The following is a 24,262-nucleotide window of genomic DNA, read 5'->3' as shown; positions in this document are numbered from 1 at the left end:
GTCCGCCGTCGCGAGGCGGGCCACCGTTCCGTAGCCGTCACCCGGATAGGTGAATTCGCGGGCCCTGGAGTACGGTCCCCGGCTCTCCTTGCCGCCGCCATGGCGCCACCGGTAGAAGATCCCGCAACGAAAAGCTACTGCCCGGTATACCGCCGGGCCCGGCACGACGGGGGAGATCAGCATGGCCGTTTCCCGCACATCCACGACGCCGACGCCCGCTCCGCAGCTTCGCACCGGGCCCCGGCCGGTCACGGCCTCCAGGAGCGCCGGGCCCACCCGGCCCCCGCGCGGAGCGCCGCCGGGCCGCCGCGACAGCAGGCGCCCGGCCGGCCGCAGCGCCACCGTCCCCACCTCGCCCGCCACGCCCTCTCCAGCCGGCCGCCCGGACACCCGTCCGGCCGTACGGCCCGCGGCGCCCTCCCCCGGCGCGCGCCGTCTCGCGCGGCAGTGGCAGCCGCACCAGTGGTTCGCCCAGCAACTGCTGCTGACGCTCAGCGGCCAGCGGCCCGTACACGCCCTCCTGGGACACGCGCTGCCCGCCGCGTACGACCACCTGGTGGAGCTGGCCCCGCAGGCGCCGCTGAAGCCCGTCGGGCGGGGACGGCCCGCCCCGGCGCCCTCGGTCCGCGACTGCGGACTGTGCCGGCCCCGCCAGGGCGTCATCGAGGCCTTCGCACGGATCGCCTCCGGCGAGAAGCTGCGGGCCCTGGCCTTCCGGCTGGAGCTGGGCGCCGACTCCCGCTGGCGCTGCGCCGCCCTGGACATCGGTCCGTCCGTGGCCGTCTGGGCCCCTCGCCGCCAGGAGGGCGAGCCGGCCCGCGTATGAAGGTCCGTACGGGTGAGGTTCCGTACAGATGAGGTTCCGTACGAGCCATACCGGCCGTACGGGCCCTTGTCACCGGGCCACAGCCACACACCGCACCACAGGGAAAAGCCGGGGCGCCGCGACCAGGAGGAGGTCGCGGCGCCCCGGCTGTCACCCGCCCGGCCCTCGCGGGCCGGCCGGTGTCACTTCTTGCGGCGGCGTCCGCCGCCCTTCTGGGCCTTGCGGCGCTCGGCGCGCGTCAGGCCGTCCGCGGCGGAGCGGGTGCCGCCCGGCGCGCCGTCACCGGCGGCCTCGTTCGTGAAGTCGCCCTCCACGACACCGCCCTCGCCGTCGACCGTCGGCGCGGAGAAGTGCAGCCGGTCGGGGCGCTGCGGTGCCTCCAGGCCCTTGGCGTGGATCTCGGGGCGGGCGGCGCCGGCGGGCACCGCGTCCGCGACGTCCTTGTCCAGGGAGGGAGCCGCCTGGGCGTCCTCGACCGGGACCTCCTCGACCTGCTGCTCGACCTGGACCTCCAGGTTGAACAGGTAGCCGACGGACTCCTCCTTGATGCCCTCCATCATGGCGGTGAACATGTCGTAGCCCTCGCGCTGGTACTCCACCAGGGGGTCCTTCTGGGCCATCGCGCGCAGGCCGATGCCCTCCTGGAGGTAGTCCATCTCATAGAGGTGCTCGCGCCACTTGCGGTCCAGGACGGACAGCACGACCCGGCGCTCCAGCTCGCGCATGATGTCCGAGCCGAGCTGCTCCTCGCGGGCGGCGTACTGCTTGTGGATGTCTTCCTTGACCGCCTCGGCGATGAAGTCGGAGGTGATGCCGGCGCGGTCGCCGACCTCCTCCTCCAGCTCCTCGATGGTCACGCTGACCGGGTAGAGCTGCTTGAACGCGCCCCACAGGCGCTCCAGGTCCCACTCCTCGGCGAAGCCCTCGACCGTCTCGGCCTGGATGTAGGCGTCGATCGTGTCGTCCATGAAGTGCAGGATCTGCTCCTGGAGGTCCTCGCCCTCAAGGACGCGGCGGCGCTCGCCGTAGATGACCTCGCGCTGCCGGTTGAGTACCTCGTCGTACTTCAGGACGTTCTTGCGCGTCTCGAAGTTCTGCTGCTCGACCTGCGACTGGGCGGAGGCGATGGCGCGGGTGACCATCTTGTTCTCGATCGGTACGTCGTCGGGCACGTTGGCCATCGACATGACCCGCTCGACCATCTGGGCCTTGAACAGGCGCATCAGGTCATCGCCCAGGGAGAGGTAGAAGCGGGACTCGCCGGGGTCGCCCTGTCGGCCGGAACGGCCGCGGAGCTGGTTGTCGATACGGCGCGACTCGTGCCGCTCGGTGCCCAGGACGTACAGCCCGCCGAGCTCCTTGACCTCCTCGAACTCGGCCTTGACCGCGGCCTCGGCCCGCTCCAGCGCGGCGGGCAGCGCCGCCGCCCACTCCTCGACGTGCTCGACCGGGTCCAGGCCCTGCTGGCGCAGCTCCGCCTCGGCGAGGTCGTCCGGGTTGCCGCCGAGCTTGATGTCCGTACCGCGGCCGGCCATGTTCGTGGCGACCGTGACGGCGCCCTTGCGGCCGGCCTGGGCGACGATCGACGCCTCACGGTCGTGCTGCTTGGCGTTGAGGACCTCGTGGGGCACGCCGCGCTTGCTGAGCTGCTGGGAGAGGTACTCCGACTTCTCCACGGAGGTCGTGCCGACCAGGATCGGCTGGCCCTTTTCGTGCTTGTCGACGATGTCCTCGACGACGGCGGCGAACTTGGCGACCTCGGTGCGGTAGATCAGGTCGGGCTGGTCCTTGCGGACCATCGGCTTGTTCGTCGGGATCGGGACGACGCCGAGCTTGTAGATCTGGTGGAACTCCGCCGCCTCGGTCATGGCCGTACCGGTCATGCCGGAGAGCTTGTCGTAGAGGCGGAAGAAGTTCTGGAGGGTGATCGTGGCCAGGGTCTGGTTCTCGTCCTTGATCTCCACCCCTTCCTTCGCCTCGATCGCCTGATGCATGCCCTCGTTGTAGCGGCGGCCGGCGAGGATACGGCCGGTGTGCTCGTCGACGATCATGACCTCGCCGTCGATGACGACGTAGTCCTTGTCCTTCTTGAACAGTTCCTTGGCCTTGATGGCGTTGTTCAGGTACCCGACGAGGGGGGTGTTCACCGACTCGTACAGGTTGTCGATGCCCAGCCAGTTCTCGACCTTGGTGACGCCGGACTCGTGGATGCCGACCGTGCGCTTCTTCTCGTCGACGTCGTAGTCGCCGGTCTCCTCGATGCCGCGCTGCGGGTTGGCGGCCTCACCCTTCTTCAGGCGCTGCACCAACTTCGCGAAGTCGCCGTACCACTTGGTGGCCGAGTCCGCGGGGCCGGAGATGATCAGCGGCGTACGGGCCTCGTCGACCAGGATCGAGTCGACCTCGTCGACGATCGCGAAGTTGTGGCCGCGCTGGACCAGCTCGTCCTTCGACCAGGCCATGTTGTCGCGCAGGTAGTCGAAGCCGAACTCGTTGTTCGTGCCGTACGTGATGTCGCAGGCGTACTGCTCGCGGCGCTGCGCCGGGGTCATGTTGGCCAGGATGCAACCGACCGTGAGCCCCAGGAACTTATGGACGCGGCCCATCAGCTCGGAGTCGCGCTCGGCCAGGTAGTCGTTGACCGTGATCAGGTGCACACCCTTGCCGGACAGGGCGTTCAGATACGCCGGGAGCGTACCGACCAGGGTCTTGCCCTCACCGGTCTTCATCTCCGCGACGTACCCCAGGTGAAGGGCCGCGCCACCCATCAACTGGACGTCGTAGTGACGCTGGCCCAGGACGCGCTTGGCGGCCTCCCGGACGGTGGCGAACGCCTCGGGCAGGAGGTCGTCCAGGGATTCGCCGTCGGCGAACCGCTGCTTGTACTCGTCGGTGAGCGCCTGGAGCTCGGCGTCGGAGAGGGCCGCGAAGTCCTCTTCGATGGAGTTGACCTGGCCCGCGATGCGGTGCAGTTTGCGCAGGATCTTTCCTTCGCCTGCACGCATGAGCTTGTTGAAGACGGACACTTGGGCTGGTCTCCTTGCCGGTCGGGCCTGGCACGGTCGGTGCGCGGGCGCGGCATTTTTCCAAGGGGCAGGCCCCGCCGCAACGGCCATCGTAAGGTAGGACCCCGCCCGGCCGGGAGGTCCACCGCCGCGAAGGCCGTCATCCCCTCTTCAGATGAACGCGTCAGGGCATCGGAAGGTGCCGGGAGCGCGGGGAAAACCTCTCGCCCCTGGACCGCGGCAGCCGCAGACTCCCTGTATGGAACCTGTCACCCTCACCACCGAGCGCCTGGTCCTGCGGCCCTTCGGGCCCGGCGACGCCGCGGCGGTGCACGCCGCCTGCCAGGACCCCGACATCCCGCGCTGGACCAGTGTGCCGTCGCCGTACGGGCTCGGTGACGCGGTCGATTTCGTCGGCCGGTCCTGCCCGGAAGGGTGGCGTGCGGACACCGGGTACGCCTTCGCCATGATCTCCAAGGCCGACGGCGCGCTGACCGGCTGCATGGCGCTGCTCCGGCTGGCGCTGCTGCACGCCCCCGAGCGGCAGGCGGAGCTGGGTTACTGGACGGTAAAGGAGCACCGCGGCAGGGGGTACACCGTGGAGGCGGCCCGCGAGATCGTGCGCTGGGCCTTCACCGGCCTGGGGGTGGAGCGGCTGGAGTGGTTCGCGGAGGCCGGGAACGAGGGGTCCCGGGCGGTGGCCCTGAAGGTCGGTTTCCAGATGGAGGGGACGGCCCGGGCGAAGATCCCGCACCAGGGGACCCGGCGGGACGCCTGGTGCGCCTCGCTGCTCCCTTCCGACCTCGGTCTCGGCTCGGCGACGCCGTACCTTCCCTACCCGGGGTGACGGCGGGCGGCGGCCGGGCCGGCTGCGGTCCTGGCCCGGGCCGCCGACGGCCGTTGTTCGAAGCGGCGGCGGCCGTTGTCCGGGCGTAGGCAGCCGTTGTCCGAAGCGGCGGCGGCCATTGTCCGGGCGTCTGTCCGGGCGGCGGCGGCCATTGTCAGTGCCCGCACCTACCCTGTCCGGCATGACAGCAGTGACGTACGCCAAGCCCGTGACCGCTCTGTCCGCCGACGACGCACGCCGCATGGCGCTGCGCGCCCAGGGTTTCCTGGGGGCGCCGGACCGCCGGGCGGGAGTGCGTGGCGTCCTGCGGCGGCTGGGGGCCGTACAACTGGACACGATCTCGGTGCTGGCCCGCTCGCACGAGCTCGTTCCGTACGCCCGGCTCGGCGCGGTCGGCCGGCAGGCGGTGGAGTCCGCGTACTGGACGCCGCGCACGGGGTCCGGGACCGTACCGCACAGCTTCGAGTACTGGTCGCACGCGGCCTGCATCCTGCCCGTCGAGGAGTGGCCGCACTTCGCCTTCCGGCGCCGCGCCCGGCGCGCCAGGGGATACCGCTGGCATCTCATGGAGGACTCCGCGCGCTCGTGTGCCGCGGTCCTGGACCGTCTGAAGACCGACGGCCCGCTGACGGCGTCGGAGCTGGGCGGCGCCAAGAACGGCGGGGTGTGGTGGGACTGGTCCGAGACCAAGATCGCGGTGGAGTGGCTGCTGGACACCGGCGAGGTGGTCTGTACGGAGCGGCGCGGCTGGAAGCGGGTGTACGACCTCGCCGAGCGGGCCATCCCGGACCCGCTGCTGCACGACGACCTCGACGACACCGAGTGCATACGCCGGCTGGTCGCCCAGGCCGGGGCGGCGATGGGGGTGGCCACCCGTGCGGACCTGGCCGACTACCACCGCCTGAAGGCCGAGCAGGTCGACGCCGTCATCGGGGACTCGGGGCTGGTGCCCGTCGAGGTCGAGGGCTGGGGGAAGCCCGCCTGGGCGGATCCGGAGGCGCTGGCGTCCCCGCCGCGCGGACGGCACCGTACGACCCTGCTCTCGCCCTTCGACTCCCTCATCTGGGACCGGCCGCGCACGGAGCGGATCTTCGGCTTCACCCACCGCCTTGAAGCGTACGTGCCCCGGCCCAAGCGGATCCACGGCTACTTCGCGATGCCGCTGCTGGCGGGCGGACAACTGGTGGGCCGGGTCGACCCGGCCCGGGAGGGCGGCACACTCGTCGCCCGCCAGGTCTCGATGCGCGGACCCAAGGCCGTCACCCCCATGGCGCAGGCCCTGCGCGAGGCCGCCGCGTGGGTGAACTGTGACTCCGTACGGGTGGAGCGCTGCGACGACCGCGAGCTGGCGGACGCGCTGACGGCGGAACTGGGGTAGCGGCGGCGCGGGAAGCCGGGGCCGTGGGGCGGCCGGGGGCGTGGGGCAGCCGGGACCGTGGAATGACCGGGCCGGTCGGCCGTACGTGGCGGGGCCGACCGGTGACCGTACGCGGGTCGGGCCGTACGCGGCTCGGGCCGTACGCGGCTCGGGCCGGACCCGGTACGCGGCCGGGCCGACGCGGCCCCGCCCTCCCGTCCTTCCCGGGTCAGCGGATTTCGAGGATCTTCTCGCGCATCGCGTAGACCACGGCTTCCATCCGGGAGTGGAGCTGGAGCTTCTCCAGGATGTTGCGGACGTGGTTCTTCACGGTGTTCTCGGAGATGAACAACTCCTTGGCGATGTCCCGGTTGTTCATGCCCGTGGCGACCAGCTTGAGGACCTCCAGCTCGCGGTCGGTCAGCCGCGGTGCCGGTACGAGCCGGCGCTCGTCCGTACGCTGGATCATCGACTTGAACTCGGTCAGGAGCTTGGCGGCCATCGAGGGGCTGATCTGCGACTGTCCGTCGGCCACCGCGCGGATCGCGGTGGCCACCTCGTCGGTGGAGATCTCCTTGAGGAGGTAGCCGGTGGCCCCGGCCTTGATCGCGTCGTAGAGGTCGGCCTCTTCGTCGCTGATCGTCAGCATGATGATCTTCGCGCTGGGGGCGACCTCCTTGATGGAGGTGCACGCCTCGATCCCACCGCGCCGGGGCATCCGTACGTCCATCAGCACGATGTCGGGCAGCAGGTCGGCGGCCTTGTCCACCGCCTCGGCGCCGTCCCCGGCCTCACCGACGACCTGGATGTCCTCCTCCTGGGCGAGCACGATCTCCAGGCCCCTGCGGAACAGCGCGTGGTCGTCCACGACCAGTACTCTGATGGGTTCCTTGCGGGACATGCCCGGCCCCGCCCCGTCCGTGCCGATGCCGCCGGTCACGCAGGCTTCGTCGTCGTCCCCTCCGTCACGCATGGGCCCGAAGCTGTCCCCCATCGTCCCTCCCCGTCAACCACCCGGCCGGCAGGCCGGAGCTTGGATACAAGGCTGGTTGACAACAGCCCGCGGCGGTCGGCCCGAGCAACGCCATACGACCGTCTCCCCGGCATGTCGCGGATTCGTGCCCGAACGCTCCCTGGCTGGCACAAACACTATACGGTCTCAACTCCTGGTCTTCTCGGGCGTGATGGTGCCCCCGGCGGGCGACCGGGGGCACCAGTTGGGCGGGTTCAGCCGCCGAGCGCTCCCCCGGCGCCGCCCGGTTCCTGCGCCACGAACGAGTCGGGGTTCAGGTGGATGACGCCGTAGTCGTAGGCGTGCCGCCGGTAGACGACACTGGGCTGCTTGGTCTCGGCGTCGACGAAGAGATAGAAGTCGTGCCCGACCAACTCCATCTCGTAGAGCGCCTGGTCGAGGGTCATCGGCGGGGCGGAGTGGGTCTTCTCCCGTACGACCAGGGGCCCTTCGCCCTGGATCTCCAGCGAACCCATCTTCGTGGTCGGGACCTGTTCCCCGGCCGTCTCGTCCCCGGCCGGTTCACCATGGGTGTTCAGACGGGCCGCGTCGGGAACGCTCACGGCGACGTCGCTCGCCGGGGTGCGCCCGCTGCCGCGGCGCGAGTGACGCTTGTCGTGCTGCTTGCGCAGCCGCGCCTCAAGCTTGGCCGTGGCCAGGTCGAGCGCGGCGTAAGGGTCGGCGGCAGCCGCCTCGGCCCGTACGACCGGGCCTCGGGAGCGGAGGGTGATCTCCACCCGGTCGGAACGGTCGGCCTGCCGCGGGTTGGGCTCTTTGGACACCTCGACGTCCAGGCTGATCACCTTGCCGTCGAGCTTCTGGACCTTCTCCAGCTTCAGCTTCTCGGCCACGTGCTTGCGGAACCGTTCGGGCACCTCGGTCTTGCGGCCCTTGACGACGATGTCCACGCAGAACTCCGTTCCCGGATCGCTCCGCTCAGCGGGCGGGGCGATGCCTCCTTGCACCAGACTCCGGTAAGTGCCGAAGCCTCGGACTTGGCGACTTTCACCTCCTCCTCCCCCGTCGACAGGGGCCCCACGCGCGCCTTTGCAGGTCCTTGCAAAGGACAGCAATCGCACCTATCCCCGGCATCTGCGGCAAAGCATCTGCCAAGTCCTCACAACCGAACATAGCTCGCCCGGACGGGTGTCGGCACCCCCTCACGGCTGCTAGCTCCGTTTCGGTGAATTTTCGCCCTCGTTACCAGCAACGATGAATTTTCTTGGTCAGTTCCAATTGGTTTCGAAAGCGCGCGTGGGCGCAGCCACCACTGCGGCCCCGACTACCCTCCCACCGGCCCCTTCAATCACTTGTGCCGCCTCCGCCAGCGAGGCGCCCGTGGTCACCAGATCGTCCACCAGCACCACCGGCGCCGCCATCAGCAGCCTTCCGCCGCCCGCCGCCACCTCCAGGGCACCCGAAAGGTTCCGCCGCCTCTGAGAGGCGCTGAGGCCCGCCTGGTCGGCCACCGGGCGGCGCTGCCGCAGCACCGCCAGCACCCGGGCGTCGGCACCACCCCGCCGCAGCTCACGCCCGGCCGCCAGGGCCATCCTGCGCACCGGGTCATGCCCCCGCCCGGCCACCGAACGCCGGGCCGAGGGAACCGGTACGAGCAGCAGCGGGCCCCGCAGCGGTCCGCCGCCCGGCCGCAGGGCCCGTATCGCTCCGGCCAGGGCGGCGCCCAGAGGCCCCGCCAGGCCCAGCGCGCCCCGTTCCTTGTGCGCCAGCACCGTCGCCCGTACCTCGTCGGCGTAGGGCGCTGCGGCACACACCCGGGGCAGCCGCGCGGGTGCCGGATCCGGGCGCACCCGCCGCGGCCCTCGCCCGCCCGCGCCCCGCAGCAGTGCCCCGCGGCACGCCGCGCACAGTTCCGTACGCGGCCGGCCACACCCCGCGCAGCCGGCCGGCAGCACCAGACCGGCGATTTCCCGCCACATTCCCCGCATGGCCCCACTCTCCCGCCACCCGGCCGGGGCTGCCAGGGGCTGTGGACAACTCGCGCGGGGGGATGCGAGGGCCGCAGGGCCGCCGTGGCCACAGGGCGGCCCTGGCCGCGGGGCCGCCGTACGGAAGGGCGCGGGGCGGGGCCCGGGGAACCTCATCCCGGGTAGACCGGGGCCTGTCCCTCCTTCGCCACCGTCTTCCAGTTCGCGTCAGAAGGCAGTCGCACGATGCCCTCCTCCGCGTCCGCGAGCAGCGGCCTGGTGTCGTCCTCCGACGCCGCCACCGCCTTGACCCCGTTGACGCCGGGCACCGTCTGCACGTTGGACGCCGAACCGTCCGTCTCCATGAACTGCATCTGCTGTACGCCGCCGGACTCCCTGCCGACCACCACCAGCCGGCTGCCGCCCGCCCAGGAAGCGGCCACCACGTCCTCCAGTTGAGGGGCGATGGGGCGCAGTTCCTCCACGGCCAGCACCGGGTGACGGGCCGTGCCGCCCCGCTCCACGCGGCCGAGCTGAAGTGTCGTACGGCCCTTGTCCTCCACCAGTACGGCGATCCGTATGCCGTCGGCGGCCACCTTGATCGCCTTGATCCGCCGGCCGTGCAGCCCCGGCACCGCGACCTGCTCGGGGTCGCCCTGCCCCTCCCGCAGCCGCAGCAGGCGCGAGCCCCGCTGGTCCCGGTCGGCGATCCACAGGTCGCCCAGTCCGTCCCAGCTCGGCGCGGTGAGCCCGTCGTCGGGGCCCTTGCCGCCGCCCGCGCTCGTCAGCCGGGCGGGACCGCGCTGGGCGCCGTCCTCCAGCGCGGCCACGTACAACGACCTGCCGTCGCTGGTGACCCCGGCCGCGGTGTCCTCGCCGCGGGAGATCGCCACCGAGCGCAGCGGGGTCTTGCCACGGCCGAACGGTCCCGGTACGGGCAGCGGGTCCGTGGCCGTGTCGGACATGCTGACGACCTTCTGACCGGCGTCGATGAAGTACTCCTGGGCGGGCCGGCCCACCCGCCGGTACGGGGCGAAGGAGGCCCCGGCCTGCCCTTGCGTCAGGACGCACAGCTCCTCGCCGTGCTCGTCCTGGAGCTGCACCTCGCTGATCTTGGACGCCCGGGTCATGTCCTGGACGGTGAAGAAGAGCTGCGCCGCCATCCGCCGGCACTGCCCGGCGTCGGCCCGCGCCGCCTGCTTGTTCAGACGCACCTTCAGGGCGTTGGAGTCGTCCAGCGACAGCGCGCGGCTCTTGAGGCGGGTGCCGGTCGGGAAGGCGGTGGCGGTCACCTGGTCGAGCCAGTCCGTGGGGCCCTCCAGGAGCGCCTGCACGCTGGCGGTGACCGGGTCTATCCGCTGGCGCAGGTAGACGGGGTCGGCGACCAGGACGTTACGGCCCGCCTTGGGCTCCTGGGCCTCCGACTTGTAGTTGGCGAAGTAGTACTTGTTGACCGAACGGTAGATGCGCCGGAAGTCGGATTGCCCGAGCACCAGCCCGTCCGGCAGCCGGTCGATGCGCCACTGGCCGCGCTCCTTGGTCAGGTGGACGCTCTGCTTGTACGCCTTCTCCTGCGGCGTGTAGGTGTGGCTGCGGTCCACGGTGGCGACCTGGCTGCCGGAGAGCGTGACCGTGTAGCCGTTGGGGTCCTCACGGTTGGCCGGCCCCTTGGGCTCGGCCTTCGGGCGTTCCTGGAGCACACTGGTCGCCGCGAACGGCTGCCATCTGCGCTTCGCCGACTTGGCCAGGTACTGGCTCGCCGTACGGAAGTCCACCTCGTCGCTGGTCGTCGCGTCGAGGAAGCCGCTGACGATCTCGGTCGGCTGGGCGCCGTCCTGCGGCGGTACGCCGTAGACCCGTACCTGTGAGTCGGCGTCCGCGCGCGGTGACTGGTCGACCGCCTGCACCTCGCCGCTGTCCGGCATCGACGCACAGCCCGCCAGCAGCAGCGCGCCGCAGCTCAGCAGCGCGATACGGCGGGTGCGCGCGCGGGCGTGGACAGGGCGCCGCCGCGCGCCCGCGCCGCCGGTGCGCACCCCAGCCTCCTCGCGTCCGTCTTCAGCGGCCACCCAGCTCATCCCCCCGGTTCGCGTCCGGCGTCCTGCTCACCGGCACGCCACCGTTCCGTCCGTCCACCTCGTCATCCCGTACGCGGACACCATCGACCGGTACGTGTACGCCGTCGGTCGGCGCGCCGTCGCTCCGTACGCCGCTGCCTCGCGCGCCGTCACCTCGTACGCCGTTGCCCCGGACGCCATCGCCCCGTGCACCGTTGCTTCGCACGCCATCGCCCCGTACGCCGTTGCTTCGCACGCCATCCCGTACGTCACCGCGTGGCGTGCCGTCCGTCGGGCCGACCACCCGGGCGCCGCTGCCGGGCAGGGCCGCCGGGTCGGCCTCGGGGCGGGCCGCGCCGCGCTGCTCCGGCGCACGGCTCTGGGCCGGAATCGTGGAGCTCTTGCGGACCGTGCCGCGCGGCCGGCCGGCGCCCCCCAGCGCGCGGTTGCGCCGCGAGTCCTCCGGTTCGAGCGGTATCGGCGAGCCGCGCAGCGCCTCACCGGCCACACACGGCAGCGTCAGCCTGAACTGCGAGCCGCCGCCCGGCTCGCCCCACGCCTGGAGCCAGCCGCCGTGCAGCCGGGCGTCCTCGACCGCGATCGACAGGCCCAGACCCGTACCGCCGGTGGTGCGGGCCCGAGCGGGGTCCGCGCGCCAGAAACGGTTGAAGACGCGGGTGGCCTCGCCGGGCTTGAGCCCGACGCCGTAGTCGCGCACCGCGACCGCCACCGCCCCGCCGTTCTTGCCGCCGGCGGACGCCAGCCGCACCACGACGTTCCGGCCCTCGCCGTGTTCCACGGCGTTGACGACGAGGTTGCGCAGCACGCGCTCCACGCGCCGGGCGTCGGCCTCGGCGACGACGGGCCGCTCGGCGCCGCGTACCACGATCCGGCTGCCCTTGCGCTCGGCCAGCGGTTCGGCGCCCTCGATGACGCGGTTGACCACGTCCCGCAGGTCGATCGGCTCGGCCTCCAGCGCCGCCGCGCCCGCGTCGAACCGGCTGATCTCCAGCAGGTCGGCGAGGAGCGACTCGAAGCGGTCGAGCTGTCCGTTGAGCAGTTCGGCGGAGCGCGCGGTGACCGGATCGAAGTCCTCGCGCGCGTCGTGGATGACCTCCGCGGCCATCCGTACGGTCGTCAGCGGCGTCCGCAGTTCGTGCGAGACGTCGGAGACGAAGCGGCGCTGCATCCGGGACAGCTCCTCAAGCTGCTGGATCTTGACCTGGAGGTTCTGTGCCATCTTGTTGAAGGACTCGCCGAGCCGGGCGATGTCGTCCTCGCCGGTGACCTTCATGCGTTCCTGGAGGAGCCCGGCGGCCAGCCGCTCGGAGATCCCGGCGGCCATCCGTACGGGCGTGACGACCTGGCGCACCACGAGCCAGGCGATCGCGCCGAGCAGGATCACCACGAACACCCCGGCCGTCGCCAGCGTGCCCTTCACCAGCTTCAGGGACTTCTCCTCCTGGCTGAAGGGGAAGAGGTAGTAGAGCTGGTACGGGTTGCTGTTGGCGTCGTTGAGGCGCTTGCCGATGACGAGCGCGGGCTCGCCCTCGTCCGACCCGATGCGCTTGATCTGGGTGTACTGGCGGTACGTCCCGGCCTTGCTGTCCAGCTCCCGGCGCAGCTCGGCGGGGACGCTGCGCTCGGGGTCGACGTCCCCGGAGGCCCGCGGGCCCCGGGTGGCCGGGCTGCCGTCGCCGAAGGGCTCCTCCGCGGCGGATCCGGAGCTGAGCACCACGACGGAGAAGACGCCCTGGCCACCGCTGGCGAGCTGCTCCACCAGGCTGGTCAGCCAGGTGGCGGAGTCCTGCGTGCCCCGGTTGCCGGTCCGCCCGCTGTCGTCGGTCCGTACGTCCCCGGCGCCGTCGGCCATCTTCTGGGCGACGCCGAATCCGCCCGCGGCCTGGCTCTGCGCCGCCTGCCGCTTGGCTTCCAGCAGACCGTTGCGCACCTGCCCGATGACCACGAAGCCCAGCAGCAGCACCACGGCCAGGGACATCAAAAGCGTGGTCGCGACCACCCGGAGCTGGATGTTGCGCCGCCACAGCCGCAGTGCGGGCAGCAGCGGACGGCGCACCCAGCGGCCGAAGAGCCTGAGCAGGGGGTGGACCGGGCCGCTCGCCGCGCCGTCGGGCAGCAGTTGCCCGCCGCGCAGCAGGCGGCCGGACCACCGATCGATAAACCGTCCGGAGTTAGACATTTCACCCGCCGTGCCGACGGCCCGCCCCCGTCTGTTTTCCTCCGGGGCCACACCGTCGTCCCGGGTCATGTCAGCTTGGTCCGGCCTTGTAACCGACGCCCCGCACCGTCACCACGATCTCCGGCCGCTCCGGGTCCCGCTCGACCTTCGAGCGCAGCCGCTGCACATGGACGTTGACCAGCCGGGTGTCCGCAGCATGCCGGTAGCCCCACACCTGTTCGAGCAGCACCTCACGGGTGAAGACCTGCCACGGCTTACGGGCCAGCGCCACCAGCAGATCGAACTCCAGCGGCGTCAGCGCGATCGACTGGCCGTCCCGCTTGACGGAGTGCCCTGCCACATCGATGACCAGGTCACCGATCGCCAGTTGCTCGGGCGTCGGCTCCTCCGAGCGCCGCAGCCGCGCCCGGATCCGGGCCACCAGCTCCTTGGGCTTGAACGGCTTGACGATGTAGTCGTCCGCGCCCGACTCAAGCCCGACCACCACGTCGACGGTGTCGCTCTTGGCGGTGAGCATGACCACCGGCACGCCCGACTCGGCCCGGATCAGCCGGCACACCTCGATGCCGTCCCTGCCGGGCAGCATGAGGTCGAGCAGGACCAGGTCGGGCTTGGTCTCGCGGAAGGCGGCGAGAGCCTTGTCGCCGTCCGACACGAACGACGGTTCAAAGCCTTCGCCGCGCAGCACGATGCCGAGCATCTCTGCCAGTGCGGTGTCGTCGTCGACGACCAGGACGCGTCCCTTCATTCGGCCATCATCCCATTACCTGATCGTGACTTTCCCAATCGTGATGTGGAACACAGCTTCGCCACGCCCTCCCGGGTCACCGGAGACACCACCCCGGCTTCGGTCACCAGAGCCGTCACCAGCTCCGGCGGCGTGACGTCGAAGGCCGGGTTGTAGGCCTGCGCGCCCAGCGGGGCCACCGCGGTCCCGATTCCGGGCTCGGTCCCGAACCCCGGGACGAACGGAAATGGGAATTCCGTCACTTCGTGTCCCGGCCGCTGCTCCACCTCGATCAGTGCTCCCTCCGCCGTACCGAGATCCACCGTGCTCGTCGGCGCCACCACCACGAACGGAATGTGGTGATAGCGGGCCAGCACCGCCAGCGGATAGCTGCCGACCTTGTTGGCGACGGACCCGTCCGCCGTCACCCGGTCCGCGCCGATCAGCACCGCGTCCACCTCACCCGCCGCGAACAGCGACCCCGCCGCACCGTCCGCCAGCACCGTGTAGGCCATGCCCGCCCGCGCCGCCTCGTAAGCGGTCAGCCGGGCTCCTTGCAGCAGCGGCCTGGTCTCGTCCACCCACAGCCGGCGCAGCCGTCCCGCACGGTGCGCCGCCAGGATCACCGCCAGGGCGGTCCCCTCACCGCCGGACACCAGCGCGCCGGTGTTGCAGTGGGTGAGTATCCGGTGGCCGCCGCCCGGCAGCAGCTCGTCCAGCAGCCCCAGACCGTGCTCCGCCATCCGCGCGCTGGCCCACGCGTCCTCCTGGTGCACCGCCCGGGCCTCGGCCAGCGCCGCCGCCGCGGCCCGCTCCACGGCTCCCGGCCCGTTCCCGCCGGGGCCGTCGAGCGCTTCGCGGTACGCCCCGGCGGCCCGTCGTACGCCGTACGCCAGATTGACCGCCGTCGGCCGGGCGTGCGCCAGCGCCTCGGCCGCCTCGGCCACGTCATACCCCCGGGCGGCGGCCAGTGCGACGCCGTACGCCCCGGCGATGCCCAGCAGCGGGGCCCCACGGACGGCCAGGCTCCGGATCGCCTGGACCAGGGCCGGCACATCCGTACAGAAGAGCTCGACCTCCTCCGCGGGCAGTCGCGTCTGATCGAGAAGGACCAGTACGGGTCCCTCCGGCGGCTCCTCCCATCGCAGTGTCGGAACTGCGGGTGCCTCGGCGACGCCCGCCACAGATACCTCGTACCGATCGGCCATCCGCCCAGTCTGCCGCCGACAGCACGTGGAGCAGAAGGTCTTCTTCGGGTAAGGGCCCAAGGACGGCATCCCCCGCGCCATGACACGATGACTGGCACCGCGGACCCCGGACCCCGGCCGCGCAGGCGGACGGGCAGCATGAAGGAGCGACGATGAACAACTCTCCGGGCTGGGCCTCGCCCGGATCCTCCCCTTCCGACGAGCCGGACCGCGGCACCAAGGAGCAGCCACACCCCACGAGCGGGTCCGGCGCCACGGAACCTCCCGAGACAGCGGACCGGCCTGAGACCGCAGATCGTCCCGAGACGGCGGATCAGCAGGAGCCCGCGGATCAGCACGGTTCCGCCGGGCGGCAGATACCGCCGCAGTGGTCCAAGGACCGGCCTCCCGCCGGACAGTGGTCCGCGCCCGCAGGCGGCACGGACGACGGCGGAACCAGCGGCCCCGGCCCGTCCGCCGCAGCGGGCACGCCCGGTCCGGGCGACCGGTCCCGCGCGCAGAGCGGCCTGGGCGGACCCCACCAGCAGGGCGCCCCGGGCGGCCCGGCGGGCTGGTACGGGCCTGCCGGCTGGGGCGGCTGGGCCCCGCCGCCCGCCGCCAAGCCCGGTGTCATCCCGCTGCGTCCGCTCGGCGTCGGCGAGATACTGGACGGCGCGGTGTCCACCATGCGCGCCCACTGGCGCACCGTGCTCGGCATATCCCTGGCCGTCGCGGTTCTCTCGCAGACCGCGGTCACCCTCGTCTCCGGCCTGTGGTTCCCCGAAACGAGCACGGTCACCCTGGAACAGAACGCCGACGTGTCGTTCCGGGACGCCGCCCACACCCTGGGCAACGCCCTGGGCAGCGCGGGCGTCAGCTCGCTGATCGGACTGCTCAGCACCCTGGTCGTCACCGGGCTGCTCACCATCGTTGTCAGCCGGGCCGTCCTGGGCCGTCAGGTGACCGCCCGTGAAGCCTGGCAGGATTCCCGCGCCCAGCTTCCCCGGCTCCTCGGGCTCCTCCTGCTGCTTCCCGTGATCGCGACGGCGGTCATGGCCGCCGGTATGGCTCCCGGCGTCATCCTGGCCGTCACCGCCTCGCCCATGGCGGGCGTCTCTCTCGCCGCGATCGGGGGGCTGGCCGCCGTTGCCGTGGTGACCTGGCTCTGGGTGCGCTTCAGCCTGGCCGCACCGGCCCTGATGCTGGAGAAGCAGGGCGTCCTGACCTCGATGCGCCGCTCCGCCAAGCTCGTACGCGGCTCCTGGTGGCGGGTGCTCGGCGTCCAGCTCCTGGCCTACCTGCTGATCGCCGTGGTCAACCTGATCGTCCAGATCCCCGCCACGATCGTCGCCTACCTCCTGGGCGGCGAGGACCTGGCGGCCTGGGCGAACGGGGACAGCAGCACCACCGGCTGGACCTTCCTGATCTGCATGGGGGTCGGCGCCGTGATCAGCTCGGCCATCACCTTCCCCATCAGCGCCGGTGTCACCGCGCTGCTCTACATGGACCAGCGCATCCGCCGCGAGGCCCTCGACCTCGAACTCGCCCGCGCCGCCGGACTGCCCGGTTACGAGGCTGGGACCGGCGCGGCCGGCGGCCAGGGCGCGGACGCCGGCGGCGTCGGCCGGCCTGCTGACGGCACCGCCTCGGGAGGCTGATGCCGTGACGGCGGCGGGGAGGACGTCGGCGCTCGCGCGCCTTTTGGCGCGCTCCGGTGACGAGGTACCGGTGGGGACCCCGCGCGGCCCCGCCCGGGAGGCGGCGGAACGTGAACTGTCCGATCCGCGGTACCACCAGGACGACCCGAACCTGCTCCAGCGCGTCCTGGAGTGGATCTGGCGCCGCATCGGCGATCTCTTCGCCGCAGCCGCCGGGACCAGCCCGGGCGGCTGGGTCGGGCTGCTCGTCATCGCCGCCGTCGCCGTACTCCTCGCCGTCGCCCTGCGGCTCCGGCTCGGCGCGCTGCGCCGGGCCACCACCAGCGCCGGCACGCTCTTCGACGACCGCCCGCACAGCGCGGCCGAACACCGCGCCGCCGCCGAACGGCACGCGGCCCTCGGCCGGTGGACCGAGGCCGTCCAGGAACGGATGCGTGCCCTGGTCCTCGCCCTGGAGGAACGCGCGCTGCTGACTCCCGTACCCGGCCGCACCGCCGACGAGGCCGCCGCCGAGGCCGGCCGCACCCTGCCCGCCCACGCCGGCCGGCTGCGCACCGCGGCCCGTACCTTCGACGACGTCACATACGGCGGCCGTCCCGGCACCGAGCAGGAGTACACCTTCCTGGCCACCCTGGACACCGACCTGCGGCATACCAAGCCCCAGTTGACCGCCGCGTCCCAGGGTGGCGGCCTGTGAGCGCGGCCACCACGGACACCAGCTCCGTCTCCCTCACGGCCCGGCACCTGTGGACCCGGTTCCGCGGGCTGCTGCTCGCCTTCTTCGTCCTCCTGATGAGCGGCGTCCTGCTGGCGACCCTGCGGTCCGGGGAACAGCACGGACGGCTCGACCCCCGCTCGGCCGACCGCTACGGCAGCCACGCACTGGCCAAGCTCCTCGCCGACCGCGGTGTCACCACCGAGGTCGTCACCTCCACCCGCGAAGCCGCCGCGTCTGCCGGGCCGGATTCCACCCTCCTGATCACCGACCCCGACCTGCTCTCCCCCAGCCAACTGGCCACTCTGGGCCCGACCGCCGGGCACACCGCGGGCCGCACCGTCCTGCTCGCCCCCGGCCCCGCCGCCCTGGACACCTTCGCCCCCGGCGTCACCACGGGCGCGCCCACCGGTGTCGCGGTCCGCGCGCCGGGCTGCGCCCTGCCCGCCGCCCGCCGCGCGGGCGACGCCGAACTGGGCGGCCCGCGCTACTCCACCGGCGACCGGCACGCCGACCGCTGCTACCCGGACGACGGCATGGCCACCCTGCTGCGCCTGCCGGCCACTGCCGGCCACGACACCGTGCTCCTCGGCTCCGCGGACATCCTCTACAACCGGCGTCTGGCCGAGCACGGCAACGCCTCGCTCGCCCTCCAGCTCCTCGGCTCCCACAAGCATCTGGTCTGGTACCTCCCCTCGGTCAGCGATCCCGCCTCCACCCCGGACGACCGGCGCGGTTTCTTCGATCTGATCCCCTCCGGCTGGCGATGGGGGCTGCTCCAACTGGCCATCGCCGCCGTACTCGCGGCCCTGTGGCGGGCCCGCCGTCTCGGCCCGCTGGTACCCGAACGGCTTCCGGTCGCCGTCCCCGCCACCGAGACGACCGAGGGCCACGCGCGCCTCTACCAACAGGCGCAGGCCCGCGACCGCGCGGGCGACGTCCTGCGGGCCGCCACCCGCACCCGGATCGCCCTGCTCACCGGTGTGGCACCGGCCCACGCCCACACCCCCGACGTCCTCTTCCCGGCCGTCGCCGCCCGCCTGGGCACGGACCCTGACGTGCAACCCGGCCTGCGCGCGCTGCTCTTCGGCCCGGCGCCCGCGGACGACAAGGCACTGGTCGGCCTGGCCGACGACCTCGACCACCTCGAACGCTCGATCCTGTCCCAAGAGAGGCCCGTCCCCCGTGAGCACCCCGACCGCTGAGCGCGCCCGAGCTTCCCTGGAAGATCTGCGCACCGAGATAGCCAAGGCCGTCGTCGGCCAGGACCCGGTCGTCACCGGCCTGGTCGTCGCCCTGCTCTGCCGTGGGCACGTCCTGCTCGAAGGCGTCCCCGGCGTCGCCAAGACCCTGCTCGTACGCGCCCTCTCCGCGACCTTGGAACTCGACACCAAGCGCGTCCAGTTCACCCCGGACCTGATGCCCAGCGACGTCACCGGCTCGCTCGTCTACGACTCCCGCAGCTCCGAATTCTCCTTTCAGCCCGGCCCGGTCTTCACCAATCTCCTGCTCGCCGACGAAATCAACCGCACTCCCCCCAAGACCCAGGCGTCTCTGCTCGAAGCCATGGAAGAACGCCAGGTCACCGTCGACGGAACGCCCCGCCCGCTTCCCGAACCCTTTCTCGTCGCGGCCACCCAGAACCCCGTCGAGTACGAGGGCACCTATCCGCTGCCCGAGGCCCAACTCGACCGGTTCCTGCTGAAGCTGACGGTTCCGCTGCCCACCCGCCAGCACGAGATAGACATCCTCACCCGGCACGCCGAAGGCTTCAGCCCGCGCGACCTCGACGCCGCCGGCCTGCGCCCCGTCGCCGGCCCCGCCGACCTGGAAGCAGCCCGCGCCGCGGTCGGCGAGACCGCCGTCTCTCCCGAAGTCACCGGCTACATCGTCGATATCTGTCGTGCCACCCGCGAATCCCCCTCGCTCGCCCTGGGCGTCTCACCCAGAGGCGCCACCGCACTGCTCTCCACTTCCCGCGCCTGGGCCTGGCTGACCGGCCGTGACTACGTCATTCCCGACGATGTCAAAGCGCTCGCCCTGCCCACACTCCGCCACCGCGTCCAGCTCCGCCCCGAAGCCGAGATGGAGGGAGTCACCGCCGACTCCGTCATCAACGCCGTGCTCGCCCACCTCCCCGTCCCCCGCTGACGGAGCGCACCGTGGCCCTGACCGGACGCACCGCCCTCCTCGCCGCCCTCGGAGCTCTCTTCGTCGGCTTGCTGCTCCCGAGCTGGACCGGCATTCTCACCGTCCAACTCTCCCTGCTCGTAGCAATCTTGTGCGATCTCGCCCTTGCCGCACCAGTGCGAAAGCTCCATTTCACTCGAACCGGTGATACGTGCGTTCGACTCGGCGAGGCGGCCCAGGTGCACCTGACCATCACCAACCCGGCTCGCCGCCCCTTGCGTGCCGACCTCCGCGACGCCTGGCCGCCCAGCACCTTCCACCCCGGTACCGAGGTACCCGCCTCCCGCCACGCCCTGCGGGTCCCGGCCGCGGAACGCCGCCGCGTGACCACCGCGCTCCGTCCCACCCGCCGCGGCGACCACCGCGCCGTCCGCGTCACGGTCCGCTCCTACGGCCCCCTCGGCCTGGCGGCCCGGCAGGGCAGCCACCACATCCCCTGGACCCTGCGCGCCCTGCCCGCCTTCGCCAGCCGCAAGCACCTGCCCGCCAAGCTGGCCCGCCTGCGCGAACTGGACGGACACACCAGCATCCTGACCCGCGGTGAGGGCACGGAGTTCGACAGCCTGCGCGACTATGCCCCGGCGACGACACGCGTTCCATCGACTGGCGCGCCACCGCCCGCCGGCAGAGCGTGGCCGTACGCACCTGGCGGCCCGAGCGCGACCGCCGCATCCTGCTGGTGCTGGAAACCGGCCGCACCTCCGCCGGCCGCGTCGGCGACACACCTCGTCTGGACGCCTCCATGGACGCGGCCCTCCTGCTCGCAGCCCTCGCCGCGCGCGCCGGCGACCGCGTGGACCTCCTCGCCTACGACCGTCGCGTACGCGCTTCGGTCCAGGGACACACGGCCCGCGACCTGCTTCCCGCGCTGACCGACGCGCTCGCCCCGCTGGAACCGGAACTCATCGAGGCGGACGCCCGCGGGCTGGCCTCGGCCATCCACCGCGCCGCACCACGCCGCTGCCTCGTCGTCCTGTTCACCGGCCTGGACACGGCCCCGGTCGAAGAGGGGCTGCTGCCCGTGCTCCCCGGCCTCACCCGGCGCAACGAGGTCCTCGTCGCCGCCGTCGCGGACCCCCGTATCGAGGAAATGGCCGCCGGCCGCCACACGCCCGAAGCCGTGTATGCCGCAGCCGCCGCCGAACAGAGCCGCGCGGCCCGCCGCCTCACCGCTGACCGCCTGCGCCGTCACGGCGTCACCGTCATCGACGCCACCCCGGCCCGCCTCGCCCCCGAGCTGGCGGATGCCTACCTGTCCCTCAAGGCCGGCGGCAGGCTGTAGCAAGCCTGTCCAGCAGGCCGCTCAGCCTGCGGCCGGGACTCACTATCTACTGTTTCTCCACCCGGCAGCGGTCCTTGACGGCCACGACGACCGTGACCGCGGTGCCGGCAAGGAGCGGGATCAACATTCCGGCGAACATCCACAGGGGTATGTCCGGATCAGGCGCGGAACGCCACAGGATCCCGCAGCCCACGAGAAGGGAGACGCCGATTGACGTGTTGAGCAGCAGCACGGCCCGGGCGGCCCGGCGTGCCGAGGCGCGGCTGCCCGGTCTGTTCACCAGGGAGGAGGATGGTCCCCCGGCGAACGGCGCCGCGCTCCGCAATTCGTCGCGTGGTGTCACGCGCAGGGTCAGTTCGGCACAGGCGACCATCAGTACGGTCACCCCCACGTACACAAAGACCAGCAGGAACGCACTGCCGATCGACCGGTCCGTCCAGGCATCCACTCCGCTCGTGCCGATGTGCTTCGGGATCTGATCCGGCAGATGGGCGTACCGGAGCACACCCCAGACGGTCATTGCGACGAGGAGGATGATGGGGGAAACCAACCACGGTCGGACGGGGGAAGTGAACACCATGCATTGATCGTCTACCGCGGACGTACGTGCGGAAAGAACTCTTCAGGCCACTCGTCCAGCCCAAAACAAAAAAGCTCCGGTCCCTGAACCACAAAGGTTCAGGGACCGGAGCTGAATTATTGTTCGGCGGCGTCCTACTCTCCCACAGGGTCCCCCCTGCAGTACCATCGGCGCTGAAAGGCTTAGCTTCCGGGTTCGGAATGTAACCGGGCGTTTCCCTAACGCTATGACCACCGAAACACTATGAAGATGAACTCCAGCCAGCACAGGCGAGTTCGTTACTTCAGAACCTACACAGTGGACGCGAGCAACTGAGGACAAGCCCTCGGCCTATTAGTACCAGTCAACTCCACACCTTACGGCGCTTCCATATCTGGCCTATCAACCCAGTCGTCTACTGGGAGCCTTAACCCCTCAAAGGAGGTGGGAGCCCTCATCTCGAAGCAGGCTTCCCGCTTAGATGCTTTCAGCGGTTATCCTTTCCGAACGTAGCCAACCAGCCATGCCCTTGGCAGAACAACTGGCACACCAGAGGTCCGTCCGTCCCGGTCCTCTCGTACTAGGGACAGCCCTTCTCAAGACTCCTACGCGCACAGCGGATAGGGACCGAACTGTCTCACGACGTTCTAAACCCAGCTCGCGTACCGCTTTAATGGGCGAACAGCCCAACCCTTGGGACCGACTCCAGCCCCAGGATGCGACGAGCCGACATCGAGGTGCCAAACCATCCCGTCGATATGGACTCTTGGGGAAGATCAGCCTGTTATCCCCGGGGTACCTTTTATCCGTTGAGCGACGGCGCTTCCACAAGCCACCGCCGGATCACTAGTCCCTACTTTCGTACCTGCTCGACCCGTCAGTCTCACAGTCAAGCTCCCTTGTGCACTTACACTCAACACCTGATTGCCAACCAGGCTGAGGGAACCTTTGGGCGCCTCCGTTACCCTTTAGGAGGCAACCGCCCCAGTTAAACTACCCACCAGACACTGTCCCTGATCCGGATCACGGACCCAGGTTAGACATCCAGCACGACCAGAGTGGTATTTCAACAACGACTCCCCCGCCACTGGCGTGACGAGATCACAGTCTCCCACCTATCCTACACAAGCCGAACCGAACACCAATATCAAGCTATAGTAAAGGTCCCGGGGTCTTTCCGTCCTGCTGCGCGAAACGAGCATCTTTACTCGTAGTGCAATTTCACCGGGCCTATGGTTGAGACAGTCGAGAAGTCGTTACGCCATTCGTGCAGGTCGGAACTTACCCGACAAGGAATTTCGCTACCTTAGGATGGTTATAGTTACCACCGCCGTTTACTGGCGCTTAAGTTCTCAGCTTCGCAACCCCGAAAGGTCACTAACCGGTCCCCTTAACGTTCCAGCACCGGGCAGGCGTCAGTCCGTATACATCGCCTTACGGCTTCGCACGGACCTGTGTTTTTAGTAAACAGTCGCTTCTCGCTGGTCTCTGCGGCCACCACCAGCTCAGGATGCAAGACCCCTCACCAGCAATGGCCCCCCTTCTCCCGAAGTTACGGGGGCATTTTGCCGAGTTCCTTAACCATAGTTCACCCGAACGCCTCGGTATTCTCTACCTGACCACCTGAGTCGGTTTAGGGTACGGGCCGCCATGAAACTCGCTAGAGGCTTTTCTCGACAGCATAGGATCATCCACTTCACCACAATCGGCTCGGCATCAGGTCTCAGCCTTAACGTGCGACGGATTTGCCTACCGCACGGCCTACACCCTTACCCCGGGACAACCACCGCCCGGGCTGGACTACCTTCCTGCGTCACCCCATCACTTACCTACTACCACCTTGGGTCAGCGGCTCCACCACTCCCCTTGCTCCGAAGAGCGCAGGGCGGCTTCACGGCCTTAGCATTAATGGGCTCGATACTGGGCGTTTCAAAGCGGGTACCGGAATATCAACCGGTTGTCCATCGACTACGCCTGTCGGCCTCGCCTTAGGTCCCGACTTACCCTGGGCAGATCAGCTTGACCCAGGAACCCTTAGTCAATCGGCGCACACGTTTCCCACGTGTGTATCGCTACTCATGCCTGCATTCTCACTCGTGAACCGTCCACAACTACCTTCCAGTGCTGCTTCACCCGGCACACGACGCTCCCCTACCCATCACGATCCCCGTTAGGGGTAATACCGCAATGACACGACTTCGGCGGTGTGCTTGAGCCCCGCTACATTGTCGGCGCGGAATCACTTGACCAGTGAGCTATTACGCACTCTTTCAAGGGTGGCTGCTTCTAAGCCAACCTCCTGGTTGTCTCTGCGACTCCACATCCTTTCCCACTTAGCACACGCTTAGGGGCCTTAGTCGATGCTCTGGGCTGTTTCCCTCTCGACCATGGAGCTTATCCCCCACAGTCTCACTGCCGCGCTCTCACTTACCGGCATTCGGAGTTTGGCTAAGGTCAGTAACCCGGTAGGGCCCATCGCCTATCCAGTGCTCTACCTCCGGCAAGAAACACACGACGCTGCACCTAAATGCATTTCGGGGAGAACCAGCTATCACGGAGTTTGATTGGCCTTTCACCCCTAACCACAGGTCATCCCCCAGGTTTTCAACCCTGGTGGGTTCGGTCCTCCACGAAGTCTTACCTCCGCTTCAACCTGCCCATGGCTAGATCACTCCGCTTCGGGTCTTGGGCACGCTACTCAACGCCCTCTTCGGA

Annotated in this window: 16 protein-coding genes, 2 rRNA genes and 1 pseudogene (1 of these 19 cut by a window edge); 8 read left to right on the top strand and 11 right to left on the bottom strand. The window is 70.3% G+C overall.

What is annotated here, in order from left to right; all coding sequences use genetic code 11:
- Positions 1 to 181: 181 nt before the first annotated feature.
- Positions 182 to 826: an Rv3235 family protein gene (locus tag KGS77_RS22080; protein WP_242584618.1), complete on the top strand. Its 645-nt coding sequence runs from the start codon at positions 182 to 184 to the stop codon at positions 824 to 826.
- A gap of 182 nt (positions 827 to 1,008) precedes the next feature.
- Here KGS77_RS22080 and secA read toward each other — a convergent pair whose 3' ends face one another.
- Positions 1,009 to 3,852, bottom strand: coding sequence for a preprotein translocase subunit SecA (gene secA, locus KGS77_RS22075; RefSeq protein WP_242584615.1), 2,844 nt, complete (start codon positions 3,850 to 3,852; stop codon positions 1,009 to 1,011).
- 238 nt (positions 3,853 to 4,090) lie between these two features.
- On the opposite strand from secA, the gene KGS77_RS22070 reads away from it, so the two are divergent.
- Positions 4,091 to 4,678, top strand: coding sequence for a GNAT family N-acetyltransferase (locus KGS77_RS22070; RefSeq protein ID WP_242584605.1), 588 nt, complete (start codon positions 4,091 to 4,093; stop codon positions 4,676 to 4,678).
- A 181-nt stretch (positions 4,679 to 4,859) separates the two neighbouring features.
- Positions 4,860 to 6,056 carry a crosslink repair DNA glycosylase YcaQ family protein gene (locus KGS77_RS22065; RefSeq protein ID WP_242584603.1) on the top strand — a complete coding sequence of 399 codons (1,197 nt, stop codon included), beginning with the start codon at positions 4,860 to 4,862 and terminating at the stop codon, positions 6,054 to 6,056.
- 208 nt (positions 6,057 to 6,264) lie between these two features.
- Here the strand turns inward: KGS77_RS22065 and KGS77_RS22060 are convergent, their stop codons facing one another.
- The 7 genes from KGS77_RS22060 to mtnA all read right to left on the bottom strand — a co-directional run bounded on the left by KGS77_RS22060 (position 6,265) and on the right by mtnA (position 15,164).
- Positions 6,265 to 7,029, bottom strand: a complete 765-nt coding sequence (locus tag KGS77_RS22060) for a response regulator transcription factor (RefSeq protein ID WP_242584601.1) — start codon at positions 7,027 to 7,029, stop codon at positions 6,265 to 6,267.
- 233 nt (positions 7,030 to 7,262) lie between these two features.
- On the bottom strand, positions 7,263 to 7,955 hold the full coding sequence (raiA, locus tag KGS77_RS22055) for a ribosome-associated translation inhibitor RaiA (protein ID WP_242584599.1): 693 nt from the start codon (positions 7,953 to 7,955) through the stop codon (positions 7,263 to 7,265).
- A gap of 318 nt (positions 7,956 to 8,273) precedes the next feature.
- Complete coding sequence (locus KGS77_RS22050) at positions 8,274 to 8,993, bottom strand: ComF family protein (protein ID WP_242584597.1); 720 nt, start codon at positions 8,991 to 8,993, stop codon at positions 8,274 to 8,276.
- Between the two features lie 152 nt (positions 8,994 to 9,145).
- Positions 9,146 to 10,945, bottom strand: a complete 1,800-nt coding sequence (locus KGS77_RS22045) for an LpqB family beta-propeller domain-containing protein (RefSeq protein WP_242587616.1) — start codon at positions 10,943 to 10,945, stop codon at positions 9,146 to 9,148.
- A gap of 85 nt (positions 10,946 to 11,030) precedes the next feature.
- The gene (mtrB, locus tag KGS77_RS22040; RefSeq protein ID WP_242584595.1) at positions 11,031 to 13,229 is read right to left on the bottom strand and encodes an MtrAB system histidine kinase MtrB; all 2,199 of its coding nucleotides are present in this window, start codon (positions 13,227 to 13,229) and stop codon (positions 11,031 to 11,033) included.
- 70 nt (positions 13,230 to 13,299) lie between these two features.
- Positions 13,300 to 13,977, bottom strand: a complete 678-nt coding sequence (gene mtrA, locus KGS77_RS22035; RefSeq protein ID WP_242584551.1) for a two-component system response regulator MtrA — start codon at positions 13,975 to 13,977, stop codon at positions 13,300 to 13,302.
- Complete coding sequence (gene mtnA, locus KGS77_RS22030) at positions 13,974 to 15,164, bottom strand: S-methyl-5-thioribose-1-phosphate isomerase (protein WP_242584533.1); 1,191 nt, start codon at positions 15,162 to 15,164, stop codon at positions 13,974 to 13,976. Before mtnA ends, mtrA begins: the two co-directional genes overlap by 4 nt.
- Before the next feature lie 152 nt (positions 15,165 to 15,316).
- On the opposite strand from mtnA, the gene KGS77_RS22025 reads away from it, so the two are divergent.
- From KGS77_RS22025 to KGS77_RS22005, 5 genes and pseudogenes are all read left to right on the top strand, one after another.
- Entirely contained in the window at positions 15,317 to 16,801 is a 1,485-nt protein-coding gene (locus KGS77_RS22025) for a hypothetical protein (protein WP_242584531.1), read from the top strand.
- A gap of 4 nt (positions 16,802 to 16,805) precedes the next feature.
- Positions 16,806 to 17,498, top strand: a complete 693-nt coding sequence (locus KGS77_RS22020; RefSeq protein ID WP_242584529.1) for a DUF4129 domain-containing protein — start codon at positions 16,806 to 16,808, stop codon at positions 17,496 to 17,498.
- Complete coding sequence (locus KGS77_RS22015) at positions 17,495 to 18,721, top strand: DUF4350 domain-containing protein (protein WP_242584527.1); 1,227 nt, start codon at positions 17,495 to 17,497, stop codon at positions 18,719 to 18,721. The genes KGS77_RS22020 and KGS77_RS22015 overlap by 4 nt, the downstream gene beginning before the upstream one ends.
- A complete protein-coding gene (locus KGS77_RS22010; protein WP_242584525.1) occupies positions 18,702 to 19,667 on the top strand; it encodes a MoxR family ATPase in 966 nt (321 codons plus the stop codon). The genes KGS77_RS22015 and KGS77_RS22010 overlap by 20 nt, the downstream gene beginning before the upstream one ends.
- A gap of 11 nt (positions 19,668 to 19,678) precedes the next feature.
- A pseudogene (locus KGS77_RS22005) lies at positions 19,679 to 20,988 on the top strand (DUF58 domain-containing protein).
- A 46-nt stretch (positions 20,989 to 21,034) separates the two neighbouring features.
- Here KGS77_RS22005 and KGS77_RS22000 read toward each other — a convergent pair.
- The 3 genes from KGS77_RS22000 to KGS77_RS21990 all read right to left on the bottom strand — a co-directional run.
- Positions 21,035 to 21,568, bottom strand: a complete 534-nt coding sequence (locus KGS77_RS22000; protein ID WP_242584523.1) for a DUF1648 domain-containing protein — start codon at positions 21,566 to 21,568, stop codon at positions 21,035 to 21,037.
- Between the two features lie 121 nt (positions 21,569 to 21,689).
- Positions 21,690 to 21,806 (bottom strand): 5S ribosomal RNA (gene rrf, locus KGS77_RS21995).
- A 75-nt stretch (positions 21,807 to 21,881) separates the two neighbouring features.
- A 23S ribosomal RNA gene (locus KGS77_RS21990) occupies positions 21,882 to 24,262 on the bottom strand (it continues 740 nt past the right edge of the window).

Origin of the sequence: Streptomyces sp. MST-110588 (assembly GCF_022695595.1) — a bacterium.
Taxonomy (GTDB): Bacteria; Actinomycetota; Actinomycetes; order Streptomycetales; family Streptomycetaceae; genus Streptomyces.
This window is presented reverse-complemented; position numbering and strand designations above follow the sequence as displayed.

Bases quoted from the DNA above. Each gene is read 5' to 3' on its own strand.
- KGS77_RS22080 (WP_242584618.1), top strand. From the start codon at position 182: ATGGCCGTTTCCCGCACATCCACGACGCCGACGCCCGCTCCGCAGCTT.
- KGS77_RS22070 (WP_242584605.1), top strand. From the start codon at position 4,091: ATGGAACCTGTCACCCTCACCACCGAGCGCCTGGTCCTGCGGCCCTTC.
- KGS77_RS22065 (WP_242584603.1), top strand. From the start codon at position 4,860: ATGACAGCAGTGACGTACGCCAAGCCCGTGACCGCTCTGTCCGCCGAC.
- KGS77_RS22060 (WP_242584601.1), bottom strand. From the start codon at position 7,029: ATGGGGGACAGCTTCGGGCCCATGCGTGACGGAGGGGACGACGACGAA.
- KGS77_RS22050 (WP_242584597.1), bottom strand. From the start codon at position 8,993: ATGCGGGGAATGTGGCGGGAAATCGCCGGTCTGGTGCTGCCGGCCGGC.
- mtrB (WP_242584595.1), bottom strand. From the start codon at position 13,229: ATGTCTAACTCCGGACGGTTTATCGATCGGTGGTCCGGCCGCCTGCTG.
- mtrA (WP_242584551.1), bottom strand. From the start codon at position 13,977: ATGAAGGGACGCGTCCTGGTCGTCGACGACGACACCGCACTGGCAGAG.
- mtnA (WP_242584533.1), bottom strand. From the start codon at position 15,164: ATGGCCGATCGGTACGAGGTATCTGTGGCGGGCGTCGCCGAGGCACCC.
- KGS77_RS22025 (WP_242584531.1), top strand. From the start codon at position 15,317: ATGAACAACTCTCCGGGCTGGGCCTCGCCCGGATCCTCCCCTTCCGAC.
- KGS77_RS22000 (WP_242584523.1), bottom strand. From the start codon at position 21,568: ATGGTGTTCACTTCCCCCGTCCGACCGTGGTTGGTTTCCCCCATCATC.